Consider the following 16684-nt stretch of genomic DNA (forward strand, 5'->3'; position numbering starts at 1 on the left):
TTTGTATCTTCAAAAATGCGTGTTCCAGGCCCCGGAATTTGGTCGTTTCATAGTAATATTTTGGATAACCCAGCACTTTACTTTTATTCCTTAATGCAGGAGTATGGTGATGTCATTCGCTGTCGGTCGGTCCATGATATTTACCTGATAAGTCATCCGCAATTTGCCCGTGACATCTTCCAGCAACAGGCAAAACATTTGACCAAAGAAGATGAAGTGAACACCCGGTTGCGACGTGTTATCGGTGATGGTGTGGTAGTAACTTCAGGTGATATTTGGAGAGTCCAGCGTCATCGGGCGCAGGTTACTTTTCAGAAAAAGGAAATTCAAAAATATACACCTATTGTCGAAAATCATGCAGTTGACTTCGCATTAAAACTAAGTGCTGGAATAAACTCACCCGTTATACTACAGGAACAAATTTCCCAGCACATATTGAGCATTCTGCTCAAATGCCTTTTCAATGAACAGGACACAATCATTAAATCAAAACTACATAAGGCGTTTGCAAGTGGTTATGAGTATGTGGCAAATGCCTCATTTATTAATCTTCCTGATTGGTTACCTTTCACGAAAAACCATAAACTCCTCAACACTGCTCGGTTAATCGATTTGACACTGAATGACATGCAGATCACCCATCAAAAAACCAATAGATATGATGGGACATTACTTGAGCATTTGATGAATTTTAAAAAAGAGGATGGAAGCTTTTTGACACCTCAAGAAGTGACAGTTGAAGCAAAAAACATCTTAGCTGCAGGTCATTTTTCTACCACTGATTTACTTTGTTGGATGATTTACTCGCTTGCTCTTTATCCGGAGTGGCAGCAAAAAATTCGGGATGAGCTCGCAGCAAGAGGTCATGGAACTGATTTTCAAAATGTTCCGTCCATGCAGTATTTTATCCACGAGGTTATGCGTTGTTATCCGCCGGCTTGGTCTTCATGGCATAAAACCAAACTCGATATACAAATCAAGGACTTTGTAATTCCGGCCAATAAAACAATTATCATCAGCTTCTTCAATATCCATCGTAATCCAAATTGTTGGAATAATCCTGATGATTTTGATCCATTACGTTTTGCCAATGGGCTCGTAAAACAGGATATTTTTATGCCATTTGGCTTTGGTCAGAGAAAATGCGTCGGAATGGGATTAGCAAATTTGATTATTACCCAAACCATTTCGAATTTGGTCTGCTTTGTTAATTTAAAGATTGATTCCTCCCGTCCAATCCCCAAAATCCAGTCAAGGGTAACCTTAGGCTCCAAAGACCCTATTCATTTACTGGTCAGCCCTCTCTAAATAAATTTTATTTTGATGCTTTGGCAGCAATGGAGTCAATACTTCTGTAAAAAATTTTGGGAAATATTCCCTTGAGTTTACGATAAAACTTGCTGGAATTATCACAATACACTTCAAATTTGCCGGACAGAATTCCAGCTATCAGCTTGTCTGCTACTTCATCAGGTTCTTTTACAGCAATTCCCTTATTAATGGCCAATGTTTCAGCAAGAGCATGTTTTTGTTCGTATTCCAGTAGTGGTGTTTGGGTATCTCCCGGATAAATAATTGTTATTGTGATTCCCTCTCGCTTCCCTTCCATCCGAAGACACTCTGCCAGTGCGGTCATTGCAAATTTTGTAGGGGAATAGGTGCTGTACCCAATTAAACCAATATACCCTGCGACACTGCTGACAAAACTCACATTTCCTTTTTTCAAAGCCAGGAATTTCCATGCTGCTTTTGTGGTGTATAATGCTCCCATGTAATTGGATTGAAAGCTTTCTTCAAAATCCATAATCGACAGTTCATCAAATCGACCACACCTCAAAATCCCGGCATTGTTAACCAAAATATCTATGCCATCATTTTCTGTTCCTATGTGATTTATAACTTTTGATAATTCTTCTTTATCAATGCCAATATCCACTGTGAAGGTTTTTACAAACAAGTCATTACCATAGGTATCTCTTAGATTACTGGCAGCATATTTAAGTTTATTTTGATCTCTTGCCAACAAGTAAAGTTTAGCATTTGAAGCGGCAAAAATTTTGGCCAAGGAAAAACCGATTCCAGAAGAGCCTCCTGTTATCACTACTACTTTATTGTTTAATGAGTAATTCATGTTGTACCATCTTTACACTTTACATTTAATTTAATTTCTTTACAACTACCATCTCACCTGATTTTGATTCGGGGATTATGCTTCGGTGTGCATGAAATACTTTTAATTCCTTTAGATTCAACTTAGGGAAAATTACATGATTTAACTTTTTAAGTATCCAGTTTGTAAATGGATTTCTTGATTTGAAATAAATAAATACATCAGTGGGTTCCCCTCCTATCCGTTGCTTTACCCAATATGCTGTCTGGCCTAAATTAATCCGATCAAGGCCCCGTGATATTGCAAGTTGGATAATCCCATAAACAAGGTTGAAATAGGAATGCGCATCGTCCTTGGCCTGATTTCTTCCAACAAGCACAAATGTAAGTTCGTTTTGGTGTTGTATTAATATTCCTGCGCTGAGTATTTTACCATGTTGTTGTACTTTAAGGATTTCCATTTTGGATTGATAGTGACGTTGAAGTCCCTGAAAAAATTGTAGGTTAAGTGTTTCCAACTTTGTTGGCGTTCGGTCCATGACTGACAAATACATCACATAAAAGTCCTGCGCTGACAAGAGCGTGATATCTCCAAGTACTAATACAGGATAATAATCACTAAATGACTCATGAGGTAAATAAATCTTAGGTTGTGTTAGCTTTGATTTCAGCAGCGATAATCGAATACCCCTTCTATACGGATGCCGCATACTTTTAAGATATTCAGTGAAAGAACTCCAAGGCACAACCATTTTCATGTAGGGTAAGCTGTAAGCTTTGAAAAAGTTACTTTTTGGGAATTCGGTATAAAGTCCTGATTCATTCCCTTTAAATTCTTTAGCACACAAAAGATTAATTTTTTCCTCTACGGCAATTTTCTCCATTTCCATTATAATCAGCCCTGTTATTTCATGCATATAGGTATCATGCTTTACCTTTATATTTGACTGACCAAAAGAGACCGGTAACCCACAGAATAGAATTTTAACCGAAAATAAATCCGGAAACACTCTTTTGATCCTTCGTACGAGCTTGTTTTTTGAAATAAAGAGATCCAGGGAAATTGAAAATGACGAAAGCACCACATGCCCGACCAGTTCGGATTCATCATAAAATAACATATAGTAAAATGAAGCATTCTCTACCCGAGCCTCTTCTACTACCGTAATAAATTGATGTGTATTAAAAACGTCATTGACCGATAATATGCCATCCCAGACATTTGCTGGAATTGAAGAGATACTTCGGAAGTTTTCTACACGTAACATTAATGAAGGCCTGCAAAATGTTGCTTCACTTGCTCTATAAAATCATAAATGATTTCCGGTTTCATTGTGGCTGTACAGCATAATCTAATGCGTGCCATTTCATGGGGAACTGCCGGATAAATCACCGAAGTTGCCAAAAAACCCGCATCATATAGGTATTTTGATAAGCGAAAAGCTTTCTCATTGCTACCACAAATAATGGGAATAACAGGCGATTCGGAATGGCCTATGTTGATATTCATCGACTTCAACCCTTCCAATAATATTTCAGTATTTTTCCAAAGTTCCTTTATCCGCCATAACTCATTCTTTAGCACCTCGATTGCCGTTAAGGCAGCCGCTGCATTTGGTGGAGACAGTGCTGCTGAAAACATAAATGGCGCACCACCATGTTTGAGGAAATGGATCACATCTTCCCGTGCTGCAATAAATCCGCCGTTAGAAGGTATGGCCTTTGACAATGACCCTGTGAAAATATCGATCCGGTTAGGATCAATACCATAATATTCATCAACCCCTCTACCGTTTTTCCCAAGCACACCTAAAGAGTGCGCTTCATCGATCAACAAAATGGCCCCAAACTCTTCTTTCAACGCCACAATTTCAGGGAGCGGGCAAATATCCCCATCCATAGAGTAGATGCCCTCTGCAATGATCAATGCTCTTCGGGCAATACCAGAATTTTTGGTCAGCACGTCACGCAAAGAAGATAAGTCATTATGCTTGAATGTTTTACAAGGAATCCCTGCCAAACGGATTGCATCGATGATACTGCGATGAATATATTCATCCACGATAGCAACATCTCTTCCATCAAATAAACCGGCTATAGCTGCAAGATTAGCAAGATATCCTGATGTAAATGCAAGTGCAGATTCTGTTTTTTTAAAATTACAAATAGTATGTTCCAGTTTATCATGCAATTCATTGGTGCCTGTTAATAACCTCACCCCTCCGGTTCCGGTACTAAAAACTTTGATTGCATTGATGGCTGCTTCGTCAATTGCAGGATGACCTATTAATCCCAAATAATCATAAGATGAAAAAACATGAAGGGTTCTTCCCTCCACAAGTGCTTCCGGGCCCTGTCGCCCTTCATACATTTTTTGAAAGATGTATGTATCGGCATCCACACAGCGATGCAGTTGCTCAAACCAACGATGGGCGGGCCTGATGTCCAATAATTCTTCCTTGGCAGGATTATACTGTGGATAAGAATGGAAAAAATCTTCCAGTTGGGGTGAAAGTTTTTCCTTAGGTGCATGGTTGATTATTAGGGGCTTATACATTTTTGTCGGTGGATTTTTTTTAAGTTGATTCAAGAGTCATTGGCTTGGATTGTACTTTTCTTGATTTGCTATTGCGAGGTTTGTAAGTAAGCCCCGGTACTTCCGGGCCGCGATACATGGCTTTTGCCAGTTCTTTTGGGGAATGATGCTGATGCGCCTCTAAAAATTGTTTTCCGATTTTTAAGGACCCATACAACATTCTAAAATATTTCCATGACCACACAGAAGGTAATGTTCGCTGTGTATTTTTTTTTGCTCTTGAAAAATTAAGAATAGTTTTAGAATACAATTTGAGCAATGCCCTGTAATAATCTTTTAAAGGCATTTTGGTGGGCAGAATGACATGTGATAAATCCCACAACCCATGAGCCTCACGGGGAATGGTGACTTTGTCTTTATATTCAGGCCATATTTCAGTCCCAGGAAAGGGCGTGAGCGGTGAAATATTGACATAATACAATCCTGTTTCTTCGATAAATTCCCAAAGTCTTTGCCAATCGTCATGGGAGTAGTCTGGGTTGGGAATCACTGAACCGTAAGTATCAACATTATACTTGCGCAAAACCTCAATGGACCTGCGGTTATAATCCACCGTGCATTCTTTGTTCATGGAGTCAAGCTCTGTATTGGTGGCTGCCTCCAGGCCGATGAATACTGCGCTTAATCCCAAATCGGCCCACTCAGAAATTAAATCTTCATTTTCTGAAATGAAATCAGCACGGGCATATACCAGGTACTTTTTACGGATGTTGTTTTCACGAAGTAGCGTGGCAAGCCTATTGAGCCTTGACCGGTTGATCAAGAAAATATCATCAACGATATACACGTCTTCCGCTTCAATCTGCTTCAACTCCTCAATTATTGACTCGGGAGTGCGGGAATAAGGCATGCCATCTGTAATGCGCCACGTATAGCAAAAATTACATTTATACCAGCATCCCCACGTAGTCTTCATGGTAGCTACCGGTTGATGAAGTAAATAATAATAGTGATGCCGCAGGTGTGCTACAAGATCTCTTCTAGGAAATGGAAGTGTATCTGCTTTAGGCATATAGGCCTTCCCTTCCGTCAGCTCCACTTCACCCGGGCCCACAGGAAAAGCAAGACCGGGAATGTCATACAAGTCCTCCTTTTTCTCCAAAGCCCCAACAATTTGGGGCATTAACGTGGTGCCATCACCTATTACAATGCAATCCACAGATGGGTCTGCGAAATCCTCGGGAACCTGTGCTGCCTGAACGCCACCCGCTATGGTAAAACACTTGTCGTTCCATAATTTAACCTGACGGAATAATTTGATCACCTCGTTTACACCGGTGATGTAGCAACTAGATGCCACAACATCCGGCTTAAATTTTTTGAGCCGCTTCTGAAAACCGGTTTCCACAATCAAATCCATGATTTGAACCTCATCGGCAGTCAGACCTGCCGCCGCATATTCCAGCTCCAATGGTTCACAAATCATTATATGTTTCAAACCAATCGTATGTGGCGGAACAGGAGGTCGTACAAAGAGTATCTTCATTAGTTTATTATTAAGTATTGACTAATTTATCTTTTCAAATCATGTTCAAATTTCAAACAATTCCAGGAGTAATTTTTTGCTTGATGTGGTTACGGTAATGTAGATTGATTGCAAGCACAACTGCTCGCATATACGGACCTTGGGAATACGGACTGCCGGAAATGCGCTTCAGAATATTTACCCTGGTAAACAATTGCTCATACAATTTCCAATAATTCTTTTGAAGATCATGCGTATCAATATTTTTAGGACGGAATACTACCCTTCCACCACTATACTGGCTAAAGTCATCATGGAGAATCCTTCCCTCAGCTCTCATTTCCTGATATAACGGGGTCCCCGGTACCGGAGTGAGAATGTGAACACGTGGAACCGAAATCCTATTTTGTATAATAAATTCATAGGTGTTCTGGAAGACATCCGGCTTGTCTGAATCCATTCCGATAATCATTTCGGTCGAGACATCAATTCCCGCTTTTCGGATCGCTCTCAGAGACGTTTCATAATTAGCAGGCTTATTAAAATCCTTTTCAATCAAAGCAAGACTTTCAGGATTTGTGGATTCAATACCAAAGGATAACAAACGGCACCCACTTTTGTAGGCTAAGGCAAGCATAGCCGGCTTGTCAGCAATGTGAATGCTGCATTGGCTCATCCAGATTATTTTCTCCGGAATCAAAGCAGTCATTAATTCCTCAAAATACTTCCAATCTACGCCAATATTGTCATCGATAAATGCTATAAAATGCGTTCCACTCTTTTTCGCGGCTCTTACATCTCTTATCACTTGGTCAACTGGGCGTTTGCGATATGTTCTTTCAAAATAAGATTGGATAGAACAAAAAGTACATGGAAAAGGACAACCGCGGGTTGCTTGGACCGGACGCCAGAAACCTAGTTTTTTCCGGTTCATTAAGTCATATCTGGGTACCGGTAGCATATTAATGTCAGGTCTATGTTGCATATCATATCGCTGCTTCAATCTTCCATTTCTAAAATCCTCAATAACTATAGGCCATATATCTTCCGCTTCGCCGGTAACTAAGCAATCAACATGAGCTAATGTCCAATCAGGGTCACACAGACTCGCAGCAATTCCGCCCATAACAACCTTAATTTTTCTCTTCCTGAATTCATCTGCTATTTGCCAGGCCCTAAAAATACCTGATCCCATACCTGTGAGTCCAACAAGGTCCCAAGGTTCATCAAAGGGAATATCTTCCACAGTTTCGGAAACAAGTCTTAACTCAACATCAGGGGGAGTGACAGCAGCCAACATGGGAAGGGTAAGTCCCGGCAAATGTAATCTATTCTGCTTAATGGGTAGACCATTGTAATCAAGTGCAGTTGGGCCTATTAAAAGTACACGCATAAATTTAAGTTAGAGGTCTAATAAATTTATTTAAATTTATCCTGAAAAACTAATCCTAAATAACAGTGATTTAATGATTTTAACATCTGTCAAAATTCCTCAATGAACATAGAAATAAAGACAGTTTTAACCGGCAAGGAAAAGAAGGAATTCATTGGTTTTCCTTACCTTTTACACAAGGGCAATAAACAATGGATTGCTCCATTGAGGATCAATCAAAAGGAATTATTCAGTGAGCAACACCCGTTCTGGAAAGTCAATAAAAAGCAGTTTTTTTTGGCATTTATAAATAAAAAGTGTGTTGGCCGGATAGCGGCATTCACGAACATTGACTATGAATCTTACTTTAAAACTAGCACAGGCTTCTTCGGCTTTCTAGAAGCAATCGATGATGTCCGGGTATTTATAGCACTGTTATCCAAAGCTGAAGAATTTCTGAAATCCTTAGGATATAAAACCATTTGCGGACCATTAAATCCGAGTATACATTTTGAGCTTGGAGTGCTTGTGAAGGGTTTTGAATTGCCTCCCTATTTCATGCAGACTTACAATAAATCATACTACGATCAATATATTACCAAATATGGATTTATTAAACTAAAAGACTTTTTCTCCTATAAGCTTGTAACTAAAGACTTTATTCAAACAGAAAAAATGATTCGGGTCCAAACGTTTCTTCAAAAAAAGTATGAAATCAAAATCCGTACACCTGACCTAAAAAATTTTAATGCAGAAATCAAAATATTTTTCGAATTGTACAATAATGCTTTTGTTGGACACTGGGGATTTTCACCCATAAGTTGGGAGGACTTTAAGTTTCTTGCCAAAGACATGAAAATGATTCTGGATAAGGAAATGATTCTTATCGCTGAAAAAAATCAAGTACCTATTGCCTTTCTTCTTGCGCTACCTAACCTGAATGAAGTCTTATCAAAAATAAAAAACGGATACCTTTTTCCATTTGGTTTTTTAAAGTTATTGTTATCCAAAGGAAATATTAAAGGTGTACGGGTTATTACAGTTGCAATAAAACGCGAATGGGAACATTTGGGCATAGGCAGTATTCTTTACCCCGAGATTGCCATCAGGGCTAGAAGACAGGGCTATGAAAATGCAGAGCTATCTTGGGTAGTAGAGGACAATATCAAAATGAATAAGATAAGTAAGGCACTTGGTGCTGAAGTGTATAAGTGTCATAGATTATATGAAAAATCAAATGAATATTAATGTTTATTATATCTTCTATCTCCCTCTTTTCTCAGCCAATCTCCTACTAATTTTCTCCCCTATCCTCAACAAACCCTCACTTTCCTCCTCAGTAAAATCATAAGGCACGGGTTTCGCTATTCCCAAAGTCCCATACAATTGCCCATCCAACAACATTGGAGCAGCAATCGAACCTTCGACTTTGGTTTCCCTGGCTGCAGGTCTTGCCACGCCGGAGTCATCGGTTTGGAGGTTGCACATCTCTACGGGTTTCTTTCTTTCTGCTGCTATTCCTGCCATGCCTTTGCCAATGGGAATGGCTTCCATTTTGGGCAATAAAAACTCAGGTATTCCCTGTTGGGCTTTTAAGCGCAAAAGGTTAGTTTTATTGTCAAGCACATGGATTGTCCCTGTTGTGCAGTCAAATGCAGATATGATATCGGATAAAAGGGATTGCCATTGAATTTCTCCTTGGGATTCCTTAATGTTTGTGATGATGTTTTGTGCGTTGTTCATGTTGTTTTTTGATGTACCAAGTACGAAGTATAAAGTACCAAGTATTGGTTAGTTGAATAATTATAGGAGAATTGAATGATGGAAAACCTTTTGTCTCATGCTGATTACTATATCGAGACTCATCTTTCCGATCTCAGGTATTTATAGATGTCTCCTGACGTCGACATGACAAGGAGAAGTCTTTTATGTTTGTAACGATTATTTTTATGCAAGCTTCAATGTTTTAAATTAATTGGTCTTGGCAACCCGATTTTCGGGACAAGCTTTATCTCTAGTCTCCCCGATACTCGGGGCTGGCTTTGTTTCTCAAACTCCAGTCTCATGTCTCACGTCTCTAATCTCATGTCTCAATTAGCTTTTCCCACAAAAACAGGCCAATCTTCCCTGTCCTCAAAACTGTTCTTGAAGACAATCTCCGCCTCATTGCTTTCAAAGGTTATTAGAATGGTTTCGGTGTGGGGGCTTTGATAGTATTTTAGGTTTATTTTCAAGGTATTGTCATCTTTCCAGGCATAGCTACCAGCAACTTTGAATGGGGATAATCCTTCAAGTTGATTTTGGGCGAAGTGGAAAAGATTAGGACCTTTTCTATCTGTTGTTCCCGGGATCCACTCTCCCGAACCAAATAGAAATTCATGGGTCTCCCCTCCCACTTTCAATGTCAGTTTACTTTTTTCATCAAGGAATTCTATATTAAACTCATTTATTATATTATTTTGATTATCAATATGATAGCTGTTTTTATTAATAGTTTTTTCTAGATTTTTATTCGGTTTACTTTTTAGTGGTTTAAGGGATAGGTTTTGTAAATTTCTATCAAGATTTTTTTCAGTAGAACCATCACCATCAAATGCCGGTAAAAGATATTCCCATACTAAATCCAATAAACCCTGCATTTCACTGGTTTCCGATGTGATGACAATCACTCCATCTAGTTCGGGTAATACCAGGATAAATTGGCCAAAAGCACCATCTGCCCGGTAGGAATTATGCCGGCTTCTCCACATCTGATAGCCATATCCCTGGATCCAATCATTGGAGGCCATCTTTGCAGGTGAAGCATCAGGTTCCTGCATGATTTTCATGGTACTGGCTTCCTCAATCCAGGATTCCGGTAAAATCTGTTTGCCATTCCAATGCCCCTTTTGCAAAAACAATTGACCAAGTTTGGCCATATCTTCGGTCTTTACCCTTATACCCCATCCTCCAACTGCAACTCCATCCAAATCAGTCTCCCAATCCACTCCGGCGATTCCCAAAGGATCCAACAATCTGGGTTGAAGGTATTCCAATAGGGAGTATCCGGTAACTTTTTGGATAATGGCAGAAAGCATATAGCTCGCTGAAGTATTATACAGAAATTTTGTACCCGGTTTATTGGCAATGGGCATACTCAAAAAAGCCGTGATCCAATCTTCCTTAGAAAAAATCTCCTGATTGAAACTCTTGTCATGTCCAACAGTCATGGAAAGCAGGTCCTTGATTTCCAGTTCAGCTAAATGTGGAATGACAGTGGCAGGTAATGATTCAGGGAAAAAGGATATAACCTTATCGGTGACTTTGAGTTTACCTTCGGCTACTGCCAATCCAATTGCCGAAGCAGTAAAAGTTTTACTGACCGAATACATGGTATGTTTTGATTCTGGCCCATAAGGGGCCCACCAACCTTCTGCAGCCACCTGACCATTTCTCAATATCATCAGGCTATGCATCTCATGTTTGTTTTCGGTTTCCACCGCATCCAAAAACTGTTGAATTCCTTTGCTTGAAATATTTAGGGCTTCGGGGGTACTTCTTGGTAAAGAGCTTTGGGCAAAAATCTGATAGGAAAACACGAATAGTACTAAAGTTTGAAAGGTGAATTTCATTGAAAGTTTGATTATTGGGTATATAGGCTTTATTTGCGTCGGTTCGAAATTAAACAAAGGATGAAACTTATAAACTAATTTTTTTTATCATCTCCATTAATAATCTCAAAGGTGGTCAAATATCAATTCATGCCATCATCGGTCATCGGTCATCCGACAACAAATCCACTGTAGAAGGAAATGAGGTGACTGGCATTATTCCAGATAATTTTAGAAATTCTAAATCGAACTCAACAAATAATCAAACCTGACCTGCCCTACAAATTCAATATGCTTTTTCAGGTCAGGGAAATCAGGATTGATCAGGAGATTATGTTCCAATGGGTAAAATGACAGATTCAACCTGGCTGAAGGTACCCTTAAAAAAGGAAATTCCTTTTCCTGCAACCATACCCTTCCAAAATCCTGCGTGACCTTGCCATGCGGCAATTTATTCCAATTTTCGGGCAAGCTATCTTTTTCCAATGTCCCAATCAAATCAGGTTTTTTGATTTCAAATTTAATCATATACCAAGATTTATCTGACACAGCATTGCCCTTGATGCATAAGTATTCCAATAAAGATAAAGCAGGCCCACTTCCGGCATAAATCATCCCTAAGCCTTTTGGATTCCATCGTCCTGCATTATAGGAACAACTGAATGGGTTTTTAAAATAGGTTTCCGACATGATCCTGTAATACCGCATAGGATTACATCACATTGCCATAATGAAGGGCATCCAATGCCTCATTCACCAACTCCAAGCCTGTCATGGAGGTAATCAACTTGATGGGTGCTTCATTACCAAGAGCCATATTCGGACTGTCCAACCATTGCTTGAAATGGGTAGTATTGCCAAATAAATCAACTCCCTTTTTGATGACCTCATCTATTTTAAAAAACTGATAAGAACCCGGGGTCCCAATAGGACTTTTACTTTCCCATCTGGAAACAGTACTAGGAGACACCGATGTGGCCTTGGCAATCTCATGGATTTTTAGATCCAAAAAATCAACGATAGGTGAAATATCTTCAGACAGAAGATTTTGGTCCAATAACTCCCCCACTTCAGCCATACTACCTGCTTTTGTAAACGCCGGCACAAAAAAACCATATCCACTTGATATATGATAAGATTTGGAATGACCAATCCTTTTCACATGAAAAGAGGTCGCCTTGCCGTAGGGGGCCTCATATTGCAAATCAGAGACAACATTATCTTCTAGTGGGTGAGGTTCTCCGTAAGGTTTTGGCTTTTTTGAGGCTTTGCCAGTCATCTTATTTCTAATTTATTTTTCATTTGACAATTTAAAAATAGTCAATTGGCAATTTATTTCAAAATATTTAATGATCTTTTCACTTACCTTTTATCAATTCTTTTTCAATTTCTTCCATTTCACCCTTCAAGGCTTGATCTAGAATGGTATTCCATCGTTCTTGCGCTGCCCTGTCCAAGCCATGCCTGGTTCTTGCATCGTAGGTTTCCTGGAGTTTGTTCATTTCCCTGTAGGAGTCGAAAAATGCATCATTTACATCTGCTTCATAATTTTCAGGAGTTAATTCCAATGCATTCAATCTGTTGATCAGTCTATTACCGGCTACCCTACTGACATCAAAATGTCTTTGCTCATGGTTCAGTGAATAATCATTTTTGCCATCAGCTCTGACCCAAGAGGAACCGGGAAGCATATATATTTTTATTTCCAATGGCAAAATCAAAACCCCATTATCCATAAATGGAGATCCCTCCATAGCCAAACTTGTAAAAATCATGGCATTATTTCTACTGGCCCGGCCCGGTCTGTCAAGAAAATCATTCCAATTTAAAGGCCGATTGGAATCATAAAATACAGTGTCCCGGTCACTCATTCTGGATTTTTCCACGATTTCCAGCTTGACACTCTTAGCTAATTTACGGTTGTAGGTAGCATGGTTTTTTATCCAATCATTGAAAAATACAAGAGAGTTGGTCACTCCTTTATTCAATATCTGATTGATTAAATCAGTACGGTGAATGGATCTTTTGTAAGTAATTCCTGCTTCATAATCCACCAAGTGTACAGGATCAAACGAGCCCTTTAGATAATAACCGAATTTGATTTTCAATTCCCCTGATGCAACTGAAGTGCTTTGTCGCTTCTCTGAAATTGTAAAATCCAAAACACGGATTTGAATGTTTCTGTCTGTTGTAGTTTGTTGGAGAGATTTGTTATAAAAACTCTTTAATCCCTGAGGAACCCCATTTTTAATTTTTACTTTATCTTGCTGATTATTAACAGTATAAATACTACCTATTGAAGTAAATTTACGCTGAACATCCAACACCTCCACCAATTCAAAACCTGAATTTTTCAGAATCTGTCCATCCACTTTTGTCAGTTCAAATTGTATCTCCTGAGCAATTGATCCACATAAGGGAAGAAGAAATAGAATTGTTAAAGCCCAAAAATCTTTCTGCATAATGCGTTAACGCAAAGCCCAAAACAACAGTTCGGATTGCCGATGTGAGTGTCCACTCACACTGGCAATCCGAACTGTTGAACTGAAACAAACCGTCATTTTCTTTTCAGATGTTCATCCAAAAATTGTTGGAAACCCTTTGTTACTCGCATCCATATTCAAACAGCCCCTTTATCAAGAACCTCAAGAGATGCTTCTCCCGATGGCTATCGGAACCAGCATGACGCCACACATCGGGAAAAATTTGTAAACTGAACATTACCAATCTACAAACTGGACTCTGCCACCTGCGACTGCCTACTGATCACTGAAACACTGCCTACTGAAAAATGATCACTGAAACACTACTTTTTCTCAAAAATCAACCTCGCATGTCCCATGATTTCCCTTTCAAAACAAACCCTGTTGGGACGAACCCTCAAGACAGCAAGCTGATGCCTAAATTCCTTATCCGTGAGGTATTTGGGAATCAGAGAGGCAAACCAAAGATATTTTTTCAATTGAAATCTATGGAAACGCTTGGTCCATTCCCGGTTGGTATGGACATAATCCAGTCTTCCATCTGTGTAATAAATCTTTTTGAAATAGGGTTCAGCGGTCCTGACTATATGTTCATACCCATAAGGAACCCATGAATCCGGGTTATGCTTTAGCAACAAAGCCAACATGTATTGATTAGAATCTTTTGGTGCGTTGATGTCGATTTCATCAAATGGCATCATGTTCTTTTCAAAAGTCATACTTTGCATATAGAACTTTCCTCCGTCTTTCAACAGATGATATACATGCCTGAAATAATCCTCATAGACGGCATCCTGTTGCCCATTAAGGTAATCTTTGACAGATGCTACATGCTCAAAACTCCCAAATGCTGTAATGGCATCAAAAGTGCCAAAATCTTCAGGCTTGACATATCTTGCATCTTTGATATAAGCAGTAAGGCCATTATCCCTGCAAGCTTGAACCTGTCCGTCAGAAAGGTTCACTCCTATACCTTCTGCCCCTACTTCATCTCTTAAATACTTCAACCAACCTCCCCAGCCACATCCCAGATCCAAAACTCTACTGCCTTTTTTTATTCCAAGATTTTCTACGACAAACTCATATTTCTTCAATTGCGCTTCCTCAAGACTCATGGAAAAATCACCCAAATACATCGCATTACTGAAATGGGCATTTTCTCCAAGACTCAATCTGATAAACTTGTCGATGTTGGTATAAGTAAAGTCCATTTCCTTTTTCTTATCCCATTGCTGACCTTCGCGCTCGCTGACGCTGGATCCTACCCATTTTCCTTTTGGGGTTTCTGTTTTAAGCTCTTCTGTTGCCATAGTGATTTTGTTAGGTGTTTGGTTTTTTAAAAAAAGGAATCCTGAATTGGATTCAAATTGGTTTTTAAATTAATCAAAATTATCAGCAAAGCATAGAGGTGCCTTTAAAAAAATATCAATATAGTTAACCAAAAAAAAAGAAGCTGGAGAAAAATCCCCAGCTTCTGATACAATCAAACCCTATTTTCCAAATTCAAAGACATGTTGGCCTTCTAGAGATAAAGTCCTTCCTGTAGTTATGTAGGTTGTTTCATCCCAATCCAGACTCAATCTGAGAGATGTTTCAGTGATATTCTGTATTTCGACACGAAGGCCGTCACTTCTTAGGAATGCAGTGGCTTCGGTATTATCAAAGCTCCAAAATCCGGTTTCGGGCCATACTCCTTTTCCATTTACAGAGGTATATTGGGTATTGAGGAATGTCAGTACCAAGTCCCTATAAACATTGGTTTGATCAAATCCATCTACCGTTACTTTAGTCATCTTCCATGGAGAATTCACCATGATCAGTCGCGTAATCTCCTGTTGGGTTTGCGGTGGATCTGAAGGATCCTCTCCACATGAAGAAAACAGCAATGGGAATATTATCAACAAGCTGAAGACAAATGGATTGATGATTTTCTGAATATTTATTTTTTTCATCTTTTTATTGATTTAATGAGCGATAATGAAAGTTTAAACACCCATCTTTTTTAAATATTGATTCTAAAAAAGATGGGCTTTAAATACCCCAACTCTATTTCTTGATTATTTTCAGTGAATAATTTTTATTACCCTGCTGTAACCTTAGAAGGTAAATGCCCGGTGATAGCCTGGAAACATCAGCTTGGTATCCATTATCCAACTCGGAGAAGAAGATTGTTGTAGATCGTCCGGCCATATCCACTATTTCTGAATAACCGATAGGTCCTGTTAATCCTCTCAAATGAAGGAAAGTTTCGACTGGATTTGGGAAGACAGAAAGTTCCCGAATCTGTTGTGCCCTTAGACTGTTTACGATCAAAGTAGTCTCTTCAGAGATTTCACTAACACATTCATCAATAGTCACCTGTACTGTATATGTCCCGAATGTAGAAATGGCAATTGATGCACCTGTTGCACCTGAAATTGCTTCTCCATCTAGATACCATTGATTACCTGTTCCCGAACTCGAGGTCAGAGTGACCTCATCAGTTCCCTGACCCGACACAGAAATAACAGGCCTTGAAGGATTGATACAGAAACTCTGACTTACCGGTGTGGCAGGGAAGAACGCCAGGTTTCCGGATTGTCTGGCAGTGATAGTGGTTTTTCCTGGATTGACTAAAGTTGCTACTCCTGCTGAAATTGAAACATTGTCATTATCAGAACTGTAGGATATTGCCAATCCTGATGTCGAGGTAGCATTCAAATCAAATGGCGGCTCTCCCAGTGTTTTATCACTTATTGCAGGGAATGAGATTACCTGCTCCTCCTGAACTATTTCTCCAAAAGCCATATCATCCCAATAATATGTTTGCTCTCCTGATGCTGCACCTGTTGTTCCAAAATTGAAGAACACAGATGCTTTGTTATAGCTTCTAGAGAAATTGATGGCCTCCGTACCTGTTGCCTGATTTGCAAAGTCAAAAGTGAGAGTCTGCCATTGTTCAGCCAAAGTAACTGTTGCCTCTGTTTCCACACTGATGGTGGGGTCATTTGAAGCTTCTACTTTTAGTCTGACAGGGATACCCGCTGTTGGTGACCAAACTCTAAGGCTCATTTTAGTATCTCCATTGGC

15 protein-coding genes are annotated in these 16684 nt (G+C 39.3%); 2 read left to right on the forward strand and 13 right to left on the reverse strand.

Features of this window, described 5'->3' with window-relative positions; translation table 11 throughout:
* Positions 1-15: 15 nt before the first annotated feature.
* Positions 16-1308: a cytochrome P450 gene (locus ACEW8O_RS04000; protein WP_373493333.1), complete on the forward strand. Its 1293-nt coding sequence runs from the start codon at positions 16-18 to the stop codon at positions 1306-1308.
* 7 nt (positions 1309-1315) lie between these two features.
* Here ACEW8O_RS04000 and ACEW8O_RS04005 read toward each other — a convergent pair whose 3' ends face one another.
* From ACEW8O_RS04005 to ACEW8O_RS04025, 5 genes are read right to left on the reverse strand one after another with little or no spacing between them, the layout of a single operon-like run.
* Complete coding sequence (locus ACEW8O_RS04005; RefSeq protein WP_373493334.1) at positions 1316-2131, reverse strand: SDR family NAD(P)-dependent oxidoreductase; 816 nt, start codon at positions 2129-2131, stop codon at positions 1316-1318.
* A gap of 25 nt (positions 2132-2156) precedes the next feature.
* Complete coding sequence (locus ACEW8O_RS04010; protein ID WP_373493335.1) at positions 2157-3377, reverse strand: peptidogalycan biosysnthesis protein; 1221 nt, start codon at positions 3375-3377, stop codon at positions 2157-2159.
* Entirely contained in the window at positions 3377-4666 is a 1290-nt protein-coding gene (locus ACEW8O_RS04015) for an aminotransferase class I/II-fold pyridoxal phosphate-dependent enzyme (protein WP_373493336.1), read from the reverse strand. Before ACEW8O_RS04015 ends, ACEW8O_RS04010 begins: the two co-directional genes overlap by 1 nt.
* Before the next feature lie 19 nt (positions 4667-4685).
* Positions 4686-6191: a radical SAM protein gene (locus ACEW8O_RS04020; RefSeq protein ID WP_373493337.1), complete on the reverse strand. Its 1506-nt coding sequence runs from the start codon at positions 6189-6191 to the stop codon at positions 4686-4688.
* Between the two features lie 52 nt (positions 6192-6243).
* Positions 6244-7563, reverse strand: coding sequence for a radical SAM protein (locus ACEW8O_RS04025; protein WP_373493338.1), 1320 nt, complete (start codon positions 7561-7563; stop codon positions 6244-6246).
* A gap of 102 nt (positions 7564-7665) precedes the next feature.
* Between ACEW8O_RS04025 and ACEW8O_RS04030 the strand changes: the two genes are divergently transcribed.
* On the forward strand, positions 7666-8790 hold the full coding sequence (locus ACEW8O_RS04030; protein ID WP_373493339.1) for a hypothetical protein: 1125 nt from the start codon (positions 7666-7668) through the stop codon (positions 8788-8790).
* Positions 8791-8805: 15 nt separating this feature from the next.
* On the opposite strand, the gene ACEW8O_RS04035 is transcribed toward ACEW8O_RS04030, so the two are convergent.
* The 8 genes from ACEW8O_RS04035 to ACEW8O_RS04070 form a co-directional block, all read right to left on the reverse strand.
* Entirely contained in the window at positions 8806-9285 is a 480-nt protein-coding gene (locus ACEW8O_RS04035; protein WP_373493340.1) for a GAF domain-containing protein, read from the reverse strand.
* A 347-nt stretch (positions 9286-9632) separates the two neighbouring features.
* Entirely contained in the window at positions 9633-11153 is a 1521-nt protein-coding gene (locus tag ACEW8O_RS04040) for a serine hydrolase domain-containing protein (RefSeq protein ID WP_373493341.1), read from the reverse strand.
* 219 nt (positions 11154-11372) lie between these two features.
* Positions 11373-11822 carry an RES family NAD+ phosphorylase gene (locus ACEW8O_RS04045; protein ID WP_373493342.1) on the reverse strand — a complete coding sequence of 150 codons (450 nt, stop codon included), beginning with the start codon at positions 11820-11822 and terminating at the stop codon, positions 11373-11375.
* Positions 11823-11844: 22 nt separating this feature from the next.
* On the reverse strand, positions 11845-12411 hold the full coding sequence (locus ACEW8O_RS04050; protein ID WP_373493343.1) for an antitoxin Xre/MbcA/ParS toxin-binding domain-containing protein: 567 nt from the start codon (positions 12409-12411) through the stop codon (positions 11845-11847).
* A 79-nt stretch (positions 12412-12490) separates the two neighbouring features.
* Positions 12491-13594, reverse strand: coding sequence for a hypothetical protein (locus ACEW8O_RS04055; RefSeq protein WP_373493344.1), 1104 nt, complete (start codon positions 13592-13594; stop codon positions 12491-12493).
* 344 nt (positions 13595-13938) lie between these two features.
* A complete protein-coding gene (locus ACEW8O_RS04060; protein ID WP_373493345.1) occupies positions 13939-14925 on the reverse strand; it encodes a cyclopropane-fatty-acyl-phospholipid synthase family protein in 987 nt (328 codons plus the stop codon).
* A gap of 180 nt (positions 14926-15105) precedes the next feature.
* Positions 15106-15567: a hypothetical protein gene (locus ACEW8O_RS04065; RefSeq protein WP_373493346.1), complete on the reverse strand. Its 462-nt coding sequence runs from the start codon at positions 15565-15567 to the stop codon at positions 15106-15108.
* A gap of 94 nt (positions 15568-15661) precedes the next feature.
* Positions 15662-16684, reverse strand: a 1023-nt coding sequence (locus tag ACEW8O_RS04070) for a T9SS type A sorting domain-containing protein (protein ID WP_373493347.1), incomplete at its 5' end; no start/stop codon positions are given.

The sequence above is a fragment of the Aquiflexum sp. genome (assembly GCF_041749095.1).
Classification (GTDB): domain Bacteria; phylum Bacteroidota; class Bacteroidia; order Cytophagales; family Cyclobacteriaceae; genus Aquiflexum.